At 60.2% G+C, this 16427-nt stretch carries 13 protein-coding genes; 4 read left to right on the top strand and 9 right to left on the bottom strand.

The genetic code is table 11. From position 1 onward, the window contains the following. Window positions 1-29: 29 nt before the first annotated feature. Window positions 30-575, top strand: a complete 546-nt coding sequence (locus tag AB3U87_RS05280) for a sterol desaturase family protein (RefSeq protein WP_253454274.1) — start codon at window positions 30-32, stop codon at window positions 573-575. Here AB3U87_RS05280 and crtB read toward each other — a convergent pair. The 7 genes from crtB to AB3U87_RS05245 form a co-directional block, all read right to left on the bottom strand. Then, window positions 472-1428, bottom strand: a complete 957-nt coding sequence (crtB, locus tag AB3U87_RS05275) for a 15-cis-phytoene synthase CrtB (protein ID WP_301729578.1) — start codon at window positions 1426-1428, stop codon at window positions 472-474. The genes AB3U87_RS05280 and crtB overlap by 104 nt on opposite strands. Further along, on the bottom strand, window positions 1425-2906 hold the full coding sequence (locus tag AB3U87_RS05270; protein WP_125290013.1) for a phytoene desaturase: 1482 nt from the start codon (window positions 2904-2906) through the stop codon (window positions 1425-1427). The genes crtB and AB3U87_RS05270 overlap by 4 nt, the downstream gene beginning before the upstream one ends. Next, on the bottom strand, window positions 2906-4066 hold the full coding sequence (gene crtY, locus AB3U87_RS05265) for a lycopene beta-cyclase CrtY (protein ID WP_394148641.1): 1161 nt from the start codon (window positions 4064-4066) through the stop codon (window positions 2906-2908). The genes AB3U87_RS05270 and crtY overlap by 1 nt, the downstream gene beginning before the upstream one ends. Further along, window positions 4063-5334, bottom strand: a complete 1272-nt coding sequence (locus AB3U87_RS05260; protein ID WP_394148640.1) for a glycosyltransferase — start codon at window positions 5332-5334, stop codon at window positions 4063-4065. The genes crtY and AB3U87_RS05260 overlap by 4 nt, the downstream gene beginning before the upstream one ends. Continuing rightward, window positions 5331-6374 carry a type 2 isopentenyl-diphosphate Delta-isomerase gene (gene fni, locus AB3U87_RS05255; protein WP_301250884.1) on the bottom strand — a complete coding sequence of 348 codons (1044 nt, stop codon included), beginning with the start codon at window positions 6372-6374 and terminating at the stop codon, window positions 5331-5333. The genes AB3U87_RS05260 and fni overlap by 4 nt, the downstream gene beginning before the upstream one ends. A 21-nt stretch (window positions 6375-6395) precedes the next feature. Continuing rightward, window positions 6396-7307: a polyprenyl synthetase family protein gene (locus tag AB3U87_RS05250; RefSeq protein ID WP_253454280.1), complete on the bottom strand. Its 912-nt coding sequence runs from the start codon at window positions 7305-7307 to the stop codon at window positions 6396-6398. A gap of 592 nt (window positions 7308-7899) precedes the next feature. Then, on the bottom strand, window positions 7900-8589 hold the full coding sequence (locus tag AB3U87_RS05245; protein WP_301250886.1) for a hypothetical protein: 690 nt from the start codon (window positions 8587-8589) through the stop codon (window positions 7900-7902). A 490-nt stretch (window positions 8590-9079) separates the two neighbouring features. On the opposite strand from AB3U87_RS05245, the gene AB3U87_RS05240 reads away from it, so the two are divergent. The 3 genes from AB3U87_RS05240 to AB3U87_RS05230 are packed head-to-tail and all read left to right on the top strand — an operon-like array spanning window position 9080 to window position 12004. Next, window positions 9080-9841: an alpha/beta fold hydrolase gene (locus AB3U87_RS05240; protein WP_394148639.1), complete on the top strand. Its 762-nt coding sequence runs from the start codon at window positions 9080-9082 to the stop codon at window positions 9839-9841. Between the two features lie 22 nt (window positions 9842-9863). Further along, window positions 9864-10538 (top strand): heavy metal response regulator transcription factor, encoded by a 675-nt coding sequence (locus AB3U87_RS05235; protein ID WP_394148637.1) that lies wholly within the window; start codon window positions 9864-9866, stop codon window positions 10536-10538. Next, window positions 10535-12004, top strand: coding sequence for a heavy metal sensor histidine kinase (locus AB3U87_RS05230; protein ID WP_394148635.1), 1470 nt, complete (start codon window positions 10535-10537; stop codon window positions 12002-12004). The genes AB3U87_RS05235 and AB3U87_RS05230 overlap by 4 nt, the downstream gene beginning before the upstream one ends. A gap of 170 nt (window positions 12005-12174) precedes the next feature. On the opposite strand, the gene AB3U87_RS05225 is transcribed toward AB3U87_RS05230, so the two are convergent. After that, window positions 12175-15249, bottom strand: a complete 3075-nt coding sequence (locus AB3U87_RS05225; RefSeq protein WP_394148634.1) for an efflux RND transporter permease subunit — start codon at window positions 15247-15249, stop codon at window positions 12175-12177. Then, entirely contained in the window at window positions 15233-16396 is a 1164-nt protein-coding gene (locus AB3U87_RS05220) for an efflux RND transporter periplasmic adaptor subunit (protein WP_301729584.1), read from the bottom strand. Before AB3U87_RS05220 ends, AB3U87_RS05225 begins: the two co-directional genes overlap by 17 nt. Window positions 16397-16427: the final 31 nt, after the last annotated feature.

The raw sequence follows: 16427 nt of genomic DNA, 5'->3' as shown, positions 1-16427 counted from the left end.
AACCCACCTGATACCGGATGGAAAAAACTATGTTGTGGCTGTACAACACATTGATTGTGCTGGCGACTATCGCCGCGATGGAGATTATCGCGGCGCTGGCGCACAAATATATTATGCACGGCTGGGGCTGGGGCTGGCACCTTTCCCACCACGAGCCGCGCAAGGGCTGGTTTGAAGTAAACGATCTGTACGCCGTGGTGTTCGCCGTGCTCTCTATCGTGCTGATCTATCTGGGCAGCATCGGCTACTGGCCGCTGCAATGGATCGGCGCAGGCATGACCGCCTATGGCCTGCTCTATTTTATGGTGCACGACGGTCTGGTGCACCAGCGCTGGCCTTTCCGCTACGTGCCCCGCCGTGGCTATCTGAAACGCCTGTATATGGCGCATCGTCTGCATCACGCGGTGCGCGGCCGGGAAGGCTGCGTCTCTTTCGGTTTTCTCTATGCGCCGCCGGTAGATAAACTTCAGGCTACGCTGCGCCAGCGGCACGGTCGCCGCCGCCGCCGGGACGCTGCCACAGGGCCGCAGAACGAGGCGGCGCAGCCTGCTTCCCGCGAGAAGCCAGCGCCCTGACCGCCCCGCCCGCCAGCAGGCCCAGCTTTTCCGCCTTGCTGGTGCCCTGGCGGCGATCCCAGGCTTTGCTGCCGGCGCGATCGACCTTCACGCCAATTTCCCGATAGACGCCGCGCGCGGTGGCGATAGCCCAGGCGGAGCGCAGCGGCAAACCGGCCAGGCCCGCCTCGGCCGACGCATAGTAAGGTTCAGCCGCCGCCACCAGCCGCTGCGCCACTTTCGCCAGCCGGTCGCGACTGGCCGGTTGCGCATAGTTTTCCAGCGTGAGTCCTTCTTCAGCCAGCCAGTTAATTGGCAGATAGCAGCGGCCGTTTCCGGCGTCCTCAACGATATCGCGGGCGATATTGGTCAGCTGAAAAGCCAGCCCCAGATCGCAGGCCCGATCCAGCACCGCTTCATCACGCACGCCCATCACTCGCGCCATCATCAGGCCGACCACGCCCGCTACGTGATAGCAGTAGCGCAGCGTATCGTCCAGCGTGGGGTAAAGATCGCCACGCACGTCCATGGCGTAGCCTTCCAGATGATCGAACGCCTGCTGCTGCGGAATGGCATGGGCCAGCGCCACCTCCTGAAACGCGGCGAAAGCGGGATCGCTCATCGGCTCGCCCGCGCAGGCGCGCAGCGTTAACGCCTTCAGCGTTTCCAGCCTTTGCAGCGGCGTGCTTTGCGCGGCGGTGGCCTGAAAGCCCAGCTGCTGATCGTCGATCACGTCGTCGCAGTGGCGGCACCACGCGTAAAGCATCAGCGCGCTACGCCGGGTGGCCGGATCGAACAGTTTGGCGGCGGTGTCGAAGCTTTTCGATCCCGCCGCCATGGTTTCCGTGGCATGGCTGAGCAGCGCCTCATTCATCGTGCCCTGTCCTCCAGCATCAGGCTGGCGGTCACTTTCGCAGAAGCGATCACGCCGGGAATGCCCGCGCCGGGATGGGTGCCCGCGCCGACCACATAGAGGTTATCGATTTTGCTGTCGCGATTGTGCGGCCGGAACCAGGCGCTCTGCGTCAGCAGCGGCTCTACGGAGAAGGCGGAGCCCAGATGCGCGTCCAGCTGGTCGCGGAAATCAAACGGTGTGAAGATGCGCTGCGTCACCAGCTGCTCGCGCAGGCCCGGCATGTAGTGCTCCTCCAGATAGGCGAAGATGCGATCGCGCAGGCGCGGCCCCTCCACGTCCCAGTCCAGGTTCGCCGTTCCTAAGTTAGGCACCGGCGCCAGCACATAGAAGCTGCCGCAGCCCGGCGGCGCCAGCGAGGGATCGGTTACGCACGGCGAGTGCAGGTAAAGAGAGAAGTCATCCGCCAGCCTGTCATGATGGAAAATCTCCTCAATCAGCTCTTTGTAGCGCGGCCCGAAGCAGACCGTATGGTGCGCCAGCTGGCTGTGCGGATTGTTCAGGCCAAAATAGATCACAAACAGCGAGTTGCTCATACTTTTTTTCTTCAGCGCGGCGGCCTGCGCAGCGCCATGAGGATGATGACCAAGCAGTTTGGCGTAGGTTTGCACCACATCGGCATTGGAAGCGACGGCCGCGACTTCAATCCGTCGACCGTCGGCGGTGATCGCCGCCGTAATATGGTCGCCTTCCGTTTCCAGCTTTTTAACCGGCGTGTTCAGTTCAAGTTGACCGCCCAGCTCGCAAAAAAGTCGGGTCAGGCCCTGGATCATCGCGCCGGTGCCGCCGCGCGCAAACCAGACGCCCCATTCGCGCTCCAGCGCGTGGATCAGCGTATAAATGGACGAGGCCGCAAAAGGATTGCCGCCCACCAGCAGCGAGTGAAAAGAGAACGCCTGGCGCAGATGTTCGTTTTTAATAAACTTCGACACCATGCTGTAAACGCTGCGCCACGCCTGTAAGCGGATTAGCTGCGGCGAGACTTTAACCATGTCGCCGACCGAGAGAAAAGGCACGCTGCCGAGCTTAAGGTAGCCTTCTTTGAAGACCTCGCGCGAGTAGGCATGAAAGCGGCGATAGCCTTCTACGTCATCCGGATTGAACCGTGCGATCGCCTCTTCCAGCTGCTGCTGATCGTTGTCGTAATCCATCACCTCGCCCGACTCCCAGCAGAGGCGGTAAAAAGGCTTGACCGGCAGCATATCGATAAAGTCTGCGGTGCGCCGTCCGGCCAGCGTAAACAGCTCTTCAATCGCCGAAGGATCGGTGATTACCGTTGGCCCGGCGTCAAAAGTAAATCCTTGATCTTCGTAAACATAAGCGCGGCCGCCGGGCTTATCACGCGCTTCCAGCAGCAGCACGGGCACGCCCGCCGCCTGTAAACGGATAGCCAAAGCCAAGCCGCCAATACCGGCGCCAATTACAAGTGTTTTTTTCATCAGAAAGCTCGCAGCCGGGGAGATTTTTTTAACACGGCCAGCAACGCCTCGCCGACCGGTACCGGGGGCTTGCCTGTAAGGATCCGTGCCATATCTAAAGGTTTGAGACGACCGGCGTAAAATCTGGCGATCAGCCCATCGTCTAACTGATAGAAGCGCTGCATAACCTGCCAACGCCGCTCCGGCCGTCCGGCCAGAAACAGCATCCGGTTGAGGATGCGAAAAAAGCGCTGACGCCGCCACTGCCGGGCCATAAACTGCCCGATTAGCGGGTGCAGCCGCTCGTGCGTCGGCCTGCCGTTGTCGGCAATCAGGTCGGCCAGCGTCGCCGCCAGCGGCAGCGAGTAGCCGGTAGTGGCGTGAAAGAGGCCCGCGCGCAGACCGCTGCAAAGCTGTTCCCGTTCCTGACGGAAAGCCCGTGGCTGCCCCTGGAGCGTGATCGGCAGCACGCCCTGCTCTTCGCGCTGGAGATGTTGCAGCGTCCAGCCCTGATCCTGCGCATAGTCGGCGATCCGCTGCCGCGCCTCGTTGGCGTCCAGCGCCGTACTGTCCTGATAGTGTGTGTCCTCGATCAGCAGCGTGTCTGCCGACAGCGGCAGCGTATAGACGAAACGGTAGCTCTGCTGCTGATCCACGGTGGCATCCATCAGCACAGGCCGCGTCAGCCCGTGCGGCGCCGCCAGCCGCCATTCCTGTCCCAGAAAGGCCTGTAGCCCTACCGTCAGCCAGGGGCTGGGCTGATAGCCGCGCCCGTCAATCACCGCAGCGGCGTGCAGCGTGCTGCCGTCCGCCAGCGTGACGCCGTGCGGCGTGATGTCGCTTACCTCGCACGACGTTAAGAGATTTTCGCCCAGCGCCGTTTCCAGCGCCTGCGCAAAGCTTTCCGCCGTCACGCTAAGGTAGTCGCCCGGCAGCGTGCGCGTGTAGCGAGGAAAACGCACCTCGTAGCCCTGCCAGCGGTGCGCCACCAGCGGACGCAGCCATTCATGCTGCGCGGGCGTTAAGTCATCTTCATGAAAAGACCAGGTGTGATTGCCGCCCGCGCGCTCGTCCGCCTCCAGCATCAGCACCTTCAGCCCTGGCTGCCGCTGGCGCAGCCGCAAGGCTATCAGCCCGTTGGCCAGCCCGCCGCCCACCAGAATTACATCCCATTTCGTCATCCTGTCGCCTTAATCCTTTCCGAACGCGAACCCAGCGCCTGTTCTACGATATCCGCCGCCCTTTGCGCGCCGCCTGCCTGACTTAGCTGGCGCTGCGCCTCTTTCATCCTGCTGTGACAGCCTTTGTCCTGAAGCAGCGCGGCCAGCTGTTTCGCCATCGTTTTGCTGCTGGCGAAGCGGGAAACGCGACGGCCCAGACCATTCCAGACAACGCGAGACGCAACGCCGGGCTGATCGAAAGCGACAGGCACCGCCAGGATCGGCGTCGAGCTGCTGACGGCGTCCGCCACGGTATTCAGGCCGCCGTGAGTGATCACCGCCTGCGCCTGCTGCAACACGCTCAGCTGATCGGCAAAATCCGTTACCCAGTAGGCGCCGCAGGCTTCCAGCTCCGCCTCCTGGCCGGGCGTCAGGCCGCCGCAGTGGGCGATCAGCAGCTGGACATGCAGACGACGGCAGGCGCGAGCGATGGTCCTGAACAGGCGGAAGCGGTGCCCCTGTAACGTGCCCAGCGAGGCGAAAACAAAGGGGCGCGAAGAGAGCAACGGCCAGAAGCGCCGTTCCGTGGTGGTCGGACGCAGCGGCCCGACCTGGTAAAAATGCGCCGGCAGCGCGTGGCGCGGAAAATCCAGCGCGGGCACGGTCTGGCTGATCTGCGCCAGCGGCGACAGACATTCATGCAGCCCCGTGCGCGGCGCCAGGCCAAAGCGCTCGGCGTGGCGCGCAATCACGCGGCCGTGGCTGCGCATCATCCAGTCATAGATGCGCTGGCTGGTGCGAAACAGCTTTTGCGCCCGCTGGTCGGTGCCGTAGCCAAACGACATTACCGGCAGCGGAATGCCCGGCTCGCGGTTGACCGGCAGCGCGCAGGCGACGGAAACAAAAGGCAGCGCCATGCCTTCCGCTACCAGTCCGCCAGCCGCCTCCATCTGATCGACGATCAGCCCGTCGACCCGCAGCTGCTTTAATACGCGCGGCAGCTCGCGGCACAGCATATCCGTGGCGCGGGACATATCTTTAATCAGCGCGAACAGCGACATGCCGGCAGGCGAAGCGGCCAGCCTGAGCGTGCGGGCCAGGCTGCCGGGCGGATGGGAATCTTCACCGACGGGCTGAAAAGCGATGCGCGGATCGTTGAGCAGCGCGCCCGCCTCCGCCTGATGAATAAACGTAACCTGATGACCCCGGTCAATCAGCGCCTGCGCCAGCGCCTGTAAAGCCTGCCAGTGGCTGTACAGCGGCGGCGCAACCACGGCGTAATGACTCATGCTTCGCTCCTGTTGCGGGAAAGCTTTGCCTGGCGCAGTTCGCTCAGGCTGGCGCTGCCGGTACAGAAGCAGGCGATCCTGAGCTGGGCGATAACGGTCTGGAAGTGCGTGACGGTCGCCTCATAAGAGGCATTGGCGCTGGCGAGCACCGCCGCTGCCTGCCCCACCAGATCGGCGCCCAGCGCCAGCGCTTTTGCGACGTCGATACCGTTGGCGATACCGCCGGAGGCGATCAGCGGCAGGGTCGGCAGCGCGGCGTGAACGCTGCACAGCGCGTCGGCCGTTGGAATGCCCCAGTCGGCAAACGCCATCGCCATGGCGCGCATTTCAGGGCGCGACGCTCTTTCCGCCTCTACCGCTGCCCAGCTGGTGCCGCCAGCGCCCGCGACGTCAATCATCGCGACGCCCGCCTCGCTCAGACGGCGCGCCACCGCGGGTGAAATACCTGCACCGACCTCTTTCACCACGACCGGCACCTCAAGCTGCTTTACCAGCAGCGCGATGGCGTCCAGCACGCCGCGCCAGTCGCGGTCGCCGCCTTCCTGTAGGGCTTCCTGCAAGGGGTTAAGATGCACGATCAGCGCATCCGCCTGGATCATATCCACCGCGCGACGGGCATAGTCCAGCCCGCGCTGGCCGTGGATCTGCGCCGCGCCAAGATTAGCCAACAGCGGCACATCCGGCGCTATCGCACGCAGCTCGCTGGTCAGGCCAAAGCTGACGTCGCTTTCCAGCGCCACGCGCTGCGAGCCGACGCCCATCGCCAGGCCCAGCGTCTGCGCGGTACGAGCCAGATTAAGATTGATGTCGCGGGCGCGGGCCGCGCCGCCGGTCATCGAGCTGATCAGCAGCGGCGCGCGCAGCTGACGGCCAAACAGCGTAGTGCTGAGATCGATGTTGTCCAGATCCAGCTCGGGCAGCGCGCAGTGCTCAAAGTGCCAGTGTTCAAATCCGGTGCGGCTTTTACGGGCGTCGGCAGCCGGGTTGAGTACGATATCAAGATGATCGTTCTTACGCTGTATAAGGTTCGCGTCCTTCATTCACGCTCCGTTTGTGAATACTTAGCTAAAGGTCGCCAGCTGCTGGCTGAACCAGCTATGCATAAAACGCCGCGTCGCCAGACCGTGCTGGCAGACGGAGAGATGCTGATCGGCGCTGTGCAGATGCTCGTGCAGGCGTGAGCGCACCGCCTCGGCGCCCAGCAGCGCCACCAGCGTCGATTTTCCGGCGTCCTTGTTAATATCTTTTCCCGTGCCGCTACAGCCGTCCGCCAGATCGTCGAGCAGCTGAAAAGCCTGGCCCAGATCGCGTGCGAAACAGCCCAGCTTCTGGCGCACGGCTGGCGTTGCATCCGCCGCCAGCGCCGCTATTTGCAGTGTGGCGCTAAATAGCATGCTGGTTTTCAGGTCGTTGGTATCGGCTATTGCTTCTTCGCTGCGCGCCGTCGCGCCTTCGTTAAGATCGCGGAACTGTCCCTGCACCAGCCCTTGCAGACCCACGGCGGCGGAAAGCTCCGCCACGGCCTGGGCACGACAGGCATCCGACAGCCCTTCGGCGCCAGCCACCACGCCAAAAGCGTTGCTGAGCAGCGCAACTGCCGCGAGGATCGCCACGTCCTGGCCGAACTGACGATGGATAGTGGGCCGTCCGCGCCGCAGCGCCGCGTTATCCATACAGGGAATATCGTCCAGCATCAGCGAAGCGGCATGAACCATCTCCACCGCACAGGCGAGATCGAGCAGTCCCGGATGATTTTTGTCGCAGCCCAGGTCGTATGCCGCCAACAGCAGCAGCAAAGGACGAATACGTTTGCCTGGCGCCAGTGCGCCTTCACGCATCGCCGCGCCAACCCGGTCGCGTTCGCCACCCGCGGGCAGGAGCTGGTCAAGACGCTGATGCAGCGCGTCGCGCAGCGCCCGCAGCTCGCTTTCCTGACTCAGTGATTCTTTCGCGTTGGTTATAGTTGCCGTCACTGGTTTTCCCGTCATAACGAGTGAATTAAGAGACCGTCGTGGCCCGCTCGCCCTTTTTTCGTCGTCGGGGCGACGACGGTCATGCTCATAAGAGCTAACGCTATTTCCGTTAAGCCTGGATGATGCTTAGCGAAAAAACAAAAACATTGCATTAATACTTTTAAAAACAAGTAATTAATCAGCAAGGCCCGCTATTTTTGGCTTTTATGTCTACAAAATAGCTAAACAGACAGCTTCTTTACTGCCTGTTGACATAAAAAAACCCGCCTGGCGGGCTTTTTTAGTGTAGTTCAATTAACAAGATAGCGAAGGCTATTGTTCTTTATGGGTAAAAATTGGAACCCCGTGCTCAGGGCTGGCGGAAAATCCATCGGCACGGAGCTTGTTATATGTGCTGTACGTACAGGTTTAGCGGCGGCCGAGCCGTAAAGTTCTGTTAAGTGCATAGCGGTATGGATCGTGGGCTTGAACCTGCGGGCTATAAATGGGATGAACCGCCGGTTAATACTGGCGGTCGTTTTATTGGCTGTATAAGCCGCTTTAGTGGTCATCACCACCTGATTAAAGCGCGCATGTCATCGTCAGCTTTATATCAATCCCAGGCGCAAGCTTCACACATATGATCCACATCCAGTCCCAGCTGCGTAAGAAATGCCCCCATGATGACTATTTCTGCCACAAATGCTAACCCATCGCTTAAGAAAAGCGCGGCCAGCTGCGCTGAAATAACAGTGCCCATAATGACCCAGTTATACCAGGCGAAATTTGTTTCAAGCGCGCCGAGAAATTGTCGAATACCCGTCAATTTCCAGATAGCGCTGAGCAGGTTGAAAACCGCCTGACCTGTCGCGCGCGCGCCCTGCGCATTACGGAACGCCTGAAGTAACAGCTGCAAGCCATTTAGCTGCGCTGCATTCAACTGACTGGCAATCTGTGCCGCCGCCCGTTGAGCCGGTGCTCCCGCTATGCCGCAATACTGTAGCCCAACAGACAGGACGTCACAGATGACGGTAATTTCCCACATAGTGCATTCACTAACGCCCGTCTTATTTGGTGCAGAGTCAAGTTCCAACTCTGCGGCGGCGGCGGGTTCTGCTGATTCAATGTCATAGCGGCCATTTACCAGATCGTACATGTCATGCACCGCTTTATCCCTGTCAAAAGTCTGCCCTGGGGGAGGCGGATTATCTGCAAGAAGTTGATCGAGATGGGGTAATACGGTTGCCCTGAAAGTATCAAAGTCCTGATTTTTCAATTGATCGGATGCGGTTGGCTCAGTCATGGCTGGCTATCCTCTAATGAGATGTAAACAATTGATACGTATTAACTAAGTAATTGTTATACGGAAAAAATTTCAATGAAAATTAATCAGACGGATGTACTTTAAAAGGAATCATTAATAATTCTATAGGATGGTCGTTGGTGTGCAAGTCAAGGGGCCGCTTTGAGTGATAGTCGTCCTCACCTGGCCAAGGGTCGCATGGAGGCAGACAAAGAAACCTCGTTATGTCTTTATCCGCAGGCTAACGGGAGCCGCACCGCAAATGCGGCTTCCCGCGAGGCTATATAAGCGCAACAACTTTCGGCAACATACGCCTGTCAGAAGTCACCGCTATTTCAGCCTTGCGCGAATCTGCCTCCGCCGTTAATCAGTACCAGATCACCTACATCCCCTTCCCTCCGGCGTCATTTTTTTGTCATCACTCCCTCACCCTGGTGTCAGCGCCGGTTTCCTATCCTGTAGACGAACTTTCCTAATCAGGAGCACGGCCATGAAACTGAAAAAAGTTGTTCTTGCAGTGAGTATGCTGGTGGCAATCGCAGGCGGCACGGCGCAGGCTCAGGCGCAGCCGGTCAAGAATATTGTGCTGGTTCACGGCGCTTTCGTCGGCGGCGCGGGCTGGCGTGCGGTGTACGATCGGCTGACGCATGATGGTTATAACGTGACGCTGGTGCAGGAACCGCTGACCAGCTTTGCGCAAGACGTGGCGGCGACGCGTCGCGTTCTCGATCGGCAAAACGGCCCGGTGATTTTAGTGGGCCACAGCTACGGCGGCGCGATTATCAGTGAAGTGGGCAACGACAATAAAGTGGCTGGTCTTGTGTATATTGCCGCGCACGTGCCGGAAAATGGCGAAACCGAAGCCGATAACGGCAAAAAAATCCCCAATAGCGCGCATCCGTTTGTAAAATCGAGCGATGGCTACCTCTCTATTGCCCCGGAATATTATCATGCCGATTTCGCTGCCGACCTGCCTGCCGCCCAGGCCGATTTCGAAGCCCATGCGCAGATGCCGACCAACGCGGCAGTGTTCACCGCCAACATTCCCCATCCGGCATGGAAAACGCGACCCAGCTGGTACATGGTGGCGAAAGCTGACAAAATTATCAGCCCCGATCTGGAACGTCTGTACGCCAAACGCGCACACAGCCATACGGTGGAAATTGCCGGTGCCAGCCACTCGGTGTATCAGTCGCATCCTGATGAGGTTGCGCGGTTGATCGAGCAAGCCGCGCAGCACGCACTGCCTTAACAGGGTTCACAGGGAGAAGCGCATGAAAATTTTAGTGATTGAAGATGAAGTCAAGGCACGCGAATACATGCGCAAAGGATTGACGGAAGCGGGGTTTATCGTCGACGTGGCGGAAAACGGCCAGGACGGCCTGTTTTACGCGCAGGAGCATCATTACGATTTGATTTTACTCGACGTAATGATGCCCTGTATGGATGGCTGGCAGGTGATGACGGCGCTCGATAAACAGATCCACACGCCGGTGATCTTCCTGACGGCCAAAGGCACGTTGGAAGACCGTATTAAAGGACTGGAGCTGGGCGCGGATGATTATCTGGTCAAGCCCTTTTCGTTCGCCGAGCTGCTGGCGCGCGTCCGCACGCAGCTGCGACGCGGCAGCCTGCAAAAGCTGCCGGATGTGCTGACGCTGGCCGATTTGCAGCTCGATATTGTTAAACGCCGCGTCGAGCGCGACGGTCAGCGAATCGACCTGACCAACAAAGAGTTCAACCTGCTGCATCTGTTTCTGCTGCATCCTGGCGAAGTGCTGACCCGCACCCTGATTGCTTCCCGCGTGTGGGATATGAATTTTGACAGCGACACCAACGTGGTGGACGTGGCGGTTAAACGCCTCCGGCAGAAAATTGACGGTCCGTTTTCCACACCTTTAATCCACACCGTGCACGGCGTGGGCTACCGCTGCGAAGCCGATCCGTGAAAAAATATTCTCTCGCGACGCGTCTGTCGCTTATGTTAAGCGCCACGGTGATAGTCATTTTTGCGTTCATCGGCCTTGCGCTTTATCACTCGCTGGCCATACAAATTGGGCTACGCGACGATGGCGCATTGCTGACGCGTATCGATCAGATCCGCACGCTGTTACGCGATGAAGATGCCATTACGCTTATCCAGCAGAAGCCGCGTTTGTTTGCCAATATGCTGGGTAACACCGAGTCTTTACTGGTGCTGCGTTTTCCCGGCCAGCCACCGCTGATTGCGGTCAATCCCGGCCGGTGCCCTCTTCCCGTTATTACGCCTGTCGCCGCTGACCAGCCGCTGACGCTGTCGTCCGTTCATCACTTTGCCAGCGACGACGGCACGCCTTTTATCGCGGCGTCGGCACTCACGCCCACGCGCGACGGCAGCGGACAGATTGAGATCGTCACCGGTCGCCTGATGAGCAATCGCACGCAAACGCTGCACGGCTACCGTAATCAAATTATCCTGGCGACTTCCCTGGCTGCCTTACTGGTGGCAGCCATAAGCGTCTGGCTGGTGCGGCGCGGTTTATCCCCACTCCGCCGCCTGACAACCGAGGCGAACGCGATCGATGTGCGTCATTTATCACGCCGCATGCCCGATCAGGCTCAGGCTGAACTGCAGCCGCTTATCGCTGCTTTTAACCAAATGCTCGGTCGCCTTGAAGGCGGCTACCAACAGCTGAGCCAGGTTGCTGCGGATATGGCGCACGAGCTGCGCACGCCGATCGGTACGCTGATCGGCCAGACCGAAGTGGCGCTGAGCCAGACGCGCAGCCTCAGCGATTATCAGGCGTTATTAGGCTCCAATTATGAAGAGCTGGAGCGTCTCGCCAGGATGATCGACAACATGCTGTTTCTTGCCAGGGCGGAGGATGCCAGCCAGTCGATAGCTATTCAGCGCATCGATCTGGCGCAGCCTGGTGAGAAATTGCAGAGCTATTTTGACAATATGGCGGAAGAAAAGGCGATGCGGCTTGAGATAAGGCTGGATGGCGAACTGTCTGCCGACCCGCTGCTGGTGCAGCGCGCGCTGGCGAATCTGATAGCGAATGCGCTGAGCTATGGCGAGCGTAACACCACAATCCACGTCTATAGCAAGGCGCAGCCGCACGCCATCGAACTGGTAGTGGAAAACAATGGCCCGGTGCTGAGTGCCGAGTACCAGTCGCGCATTTTTGACCGTTTCTGGCGCGCTGACACCTCACGTCATCAGGGCAGCAGCGGGCTGGGATTGTCTATCGTGCGCAGCATTATGCGATTACATCAGGGAAGCTGTGAGGTAAACAGCGAGCACGGCGTCAATCGGTTTACGCTGCGCTTTCCCGCTAACGCTGCGAATGCCGTCGTCGACGTTTCTCCCGGCCATAGTGGTAAGAACAGCGAACGGGCAAAAAGCCCGGCTTCAGCTGCATCAGGATCCTGAACGGTGGCGCGTACGTCATGCACAGGCTGCGATAAGCCAAATTCGCCATCGGGTTTCGGGCATTACCCGATGTCAGTTGCAGACCCTGAAGAGCGCTGTTTCCCGGAAAGCGCCGTTCTGAAAGCTGGCCTCCGTCCGTAAAGAGAAGCCCGGACAGGGCCAGCTTTTATCTATCCTGCTTCAGCGCCAGAAGATTTTTTCCGGCTGGCCCGGCGCGCTTCCGTCTGCATCACCAGACTCAGGGCCGCCGGCAAAACGGTGAGCGTCACCAGCGTCGCCACGATCAGCCCGCCGATAATCGCCAGCGCCATTGGCCCCCAAAAAATCTGGCGGGAAATGGGGATCATGCCCAGGATGGCTGCGCTGGCCGTCAGAAGGATTGGGCGGGCGCGGTGAGAGGCAGCGGCCTGAATGGCGGCGTTATAGTGCATACCTGAGCGCCGGTTATTGTCCGCCTCAGTGATGAGTATGACCGCATTGCGGATAATCATGCCCGCAAGCGCAATGATGCCCAGCAGCGCCACAAAGCCCATCGGCGTGCCTGTCGGCAGCATAGCCAGCACGATTCCGGGCAGGCCAAAAGGTGCCATCAGCAGCGCCAGAAGCATACGGGAAACGCGCTGTAGCTGAACCATCAGCAGCACCAGCATACAGAGCAGCGTGACTGGCAGAATAGCAAATACAGAGCTGTTGCCCTTGTCGGACTCGGCTACGGCTCCGTCCTCGCTGAGGCTGTAACCCAGCGGCAGTCCGGCCCTGAAGCGGTCAATAACGGGCTTCAGCCCGGCCGATACCCTTTCGGCGCGCAGGCCAGGTGCAAGATCCGTCTGCACGGTGATAAACGGCAGGCGCTGACGCCGCCAGATTACGGGATCCTCAAGCCCCCACTGCGGCGTGGCCACCTGCGCCAGCGGGATTTTCTCGCCCGTTTGCGCTGTCAGAAGCAGCCCGGACAGGCTGTCAAGACGGCGCCCTTCATCGTTGCCCTTGAGAACGACATCAACCAGCCTGTTCCCGTCACGCACGGTGGTAATCAGCATTCCCGACCACAGCGTGTTCAGATAACGGGCAATCAACTCGGAAGAGAGGCCCGCTGCCCGCGCGGCCGACTGATCCACCTTCAGCGTGACAACCCGTTCAGGCTCGCCCACCGTCTGGTTGACCTCACGCGTCAGCGGAGAGGCGCCAAGCGTTGCTGCCAGTCGCTCTGCCTGCGCCCTGACCTGCTGGTAGTCAGGCCCGCTGACGCGGTAGCGAACGGGCCAGCCTACGGGCGGCCCCAGCTCAAGAGGAGCAACCCGCGTGGTGATGTCGCTAAAATCCCGCGCAAGCACGCCATCAAGATAGCGCCGCAGTCTTTCTCTGGCCGCCAGGCTTTTGGCCACCACCACCAGCTGAGCGGTATTTTCATCATCAAGTAAAACGTCCATCGGCAGATAAAAGCGCACTGCTCCGGTGCCGACGTAAGACGAGTAGTGGTCAACGTCGCGGCTGGCTGATACGGCTTGTTCCAGCCGCTCTGTCTGACGTAGGGTCGCCTCCTGAGAGGCATTCGCTGGCAAAGACAGGCTGACCAGAAGCTCGGGCCGATCCGAGGCCGGGAAAAACTCGCCCTGCATCCGGGTCATACCCGCACCTGCCAGCAGCAGCGCCAGTAGCGCGAGGCCAAGCGTCAGAAGCCGGTATCGCAGAACGCGGGCGAGCAGGCGGCGATAAAGCCCGCCGAGGCGACCAGGACCGGCGGCGTGTTTCTGCAGGGTGCCCGGCAGCAGCCAGCTGCCGGTCAACGGTGAAAACAGCACGGCCACTATCCATGAGCTGATAAGCGCAATCAGTACCACGGCAAACAGGGTATAGCAGTATTCTCCCGCGCTTGAGGCGGCAAAGCCGACCGGAATAAAACCGGCAATCATGACCAGCGTACCGGTCAGCATCGGAAACGCCGTAGAGGTGAACGCATAGGTTGCCGCGCTGGCGCGTGAATCGCCGGCTTCAAGCCTGGCCACCATGGTTTCCACCGTTATCATTGCATCGTCAACCAGCAGCCCCAGGGCGATAATCAGCGCGCCGAGCGAGATCCGCTGTAGCCCAATACCGGCAAGGTGCATACAGATAAATGTCATAGCCAGCACCAGCGGGATTGCTGCCGCCACCACCAGGCCGGCACGCAGGCCCAGTGAAACAAAAGACACGGCCAGCACGATGATCACTGCCTCTACGAGCACGTGCATAAATCCGCTGACGGCCTCATCCACCACGGCGGACTGATCGGCAATACGCGTCATCTCAATACCGTGCGGCAGCCGTTCGGCCTCGCCTGCCATGCGCGCGCGCAGCGCCTGGCCGAAAGCAAGCATATTCCCGGTCTGCGCCATCGAGACGGCGAGCCCGATCGCAGGCTGTCCGTTGACGCGATAAAGCGGCGCAGGCGGCTCTGTAGGTCTGCGCACGACGGCGGCAATCGCTGTAAGAGGGATATAGCGTCCGTTTACCCGCAGCGTCACCGTGCGCAGGCTCTCTTCGTTTTTGAAAGCCCCGCTGACTCGCAGCGCTATAGTGTCATCGGCCGTACGCACGGTACCCGCTGGCTCTACCACGTTCTGCGCGCGAAGCGCCTCAGCGACCTGCTGTAAATCCAGCCCCATCGATGACAGCTTACGCGGTGAAAAGGCCACCACCAGCTGCTCTTCCTGCTCGCCCAGCAGCTGAATTTTACCCACGTCCGGCAGGCTCATCAGATCCCGGCGAATGTTGTCCACCCGATCTCTTAATTCCCGCATGGAAAAACCCTCTGCGGTAAACCCGTAAATAGTGCCGAAGGTGTCTTCAAAATCATCGTTGACGGCAGGCCCCTGCACGCCCTGCGGTAAAGAAGGGGCGGCATCCTGCATTTTTTTACGTACCTGATACCAGATGTCGGCAACCTGCGCAGGGGGCGTATCATCGCGAAGGTTTATAAAGATAACGCTGCGCCCGGCGTGCGTCTCGCTCTGGACGTAGTCAAGCCGGGGGATCTCCTGCAGTTTTTTCTCCAGCGTGTCGGTCACCAGCCTGACCGTATCGCTGAGGTTCGCGCCCGGCCATTGGGCAGAAACCACCGCCGTTTTGATGGTAAATGCGGGATCTTCAGTCCGCGAAAGCTGCTCATAGCTTATGATGCCCGCAGCCATAATGAGCAGCATCAGGAAGGCAATTAACTGCTGCTGCTTCAGCGCCCAGGCGGAAAGGTTAAAGCTCTGCTTCATCCTGATCCTCCTTGCTCCAGGCCACGCGCTCGCCGTCACGCAGGCTTCTGACGCCCGCCGTAACGACCCGCTCCCCGGGCGCGATCCCGGCGCGTATAAATACGGAATCTGCCGAATAGCCTGCGATATGCACGGCTCTCCGACGGACCCGGTTGTTAACCGCATCCAGTACAAATACGGCGGGATCGCCTGCCTGGCGCGTCAGGGCCGACGCCGGAAGCACCATAACCGCCTCAGCTGCCGTTTCTGCGGCCGGCAGCGTGACCGTGACGCTGGCGCCCATCGCCATATCGGGCGGTGGATTATCCAGCGTGACCCGCACTCGCCAGCTTCGCGTTTGCGGATCGGCCTGCGGACTGATATCGCGCAGATGTCCCAGCGCGCTTACGGTCGGATCCCGCAGCAGTGCAAGGTGAAAAACGGCACCGGGCTGGCGGGATACCATTGCAGGACTGGCAACGTCAAACACGACGTCGCGGCCATTGCCAGCGGCAACGGTAAATACCGTTTCCCCGGCGCTGACAACCTGCCCTGCTGATGCGCTGACGCCCGTTACCACGCCGCTGGCAGGCGCGGTAAGGGCCGTCCAGCGCAGGTTTTCCTTCGCATTTTTCAGCGCCGCCTCGCTGCTTTGCGTGCGCGAAAGCGCCGCCTGCCAGTCAGCCGTGGCCGTATCCAGCTGAGCACGAGCGATAGCACCGGACGGCATCAGAAGACGCATTCGATGCAGATTAAGCAGCGCCACTTTTTCTGCGGCCCGGCTGCTGCTGACATCAGCCTGCGCGCTGATAACCTGGTTCAGCGCCGCCGGACTGTCCAGCACGGCCAGCGTGTCGCCCTGGCTGAACCGGCTCCCGACGTCGGCACTGCGCGTCAGTATGCGGCCCTCCAGCCTGAAACTCAGGGAGGTTTCATCATGCGCGCGGACTTCACCGGTCAGCGTCTGCTGAGCAGGCGCCGTGCGCGGGCCGATCGTCATCCATTCAACCGGACGCGGTGCGGGTGGATTTTGTTGTTTTTGCCGATCGCAGCCGGTCAGCATAACAGCCATCAGCACAAGGCCGAGCAGCAGTAAGACACTATGATGTCGCAGATCCAGCAGTTGCCAGGCCCCCTGTTTTATCAGGCCTGGAAGGTTGTCTGACATGGCGCAGTTCCTCAATTGAGTTTTGCGCCAT

The sequence above is a fragment of the Erwinia plantamica genome (assembly GCF_043420595.1).
In the GTDB taxonomy this organism is placed as follows: domain Bacteria; phylum Pseudomonadota; class Gammaproteobacteria; order Enterobacterales; family Enterobacteriaceae; genus Erwinia; species Erwinia aeris.
Note: the sequence above shows the minus strand (reverse complement) of the source record. Positions and strands in the feature narration are given on the sequence as shown.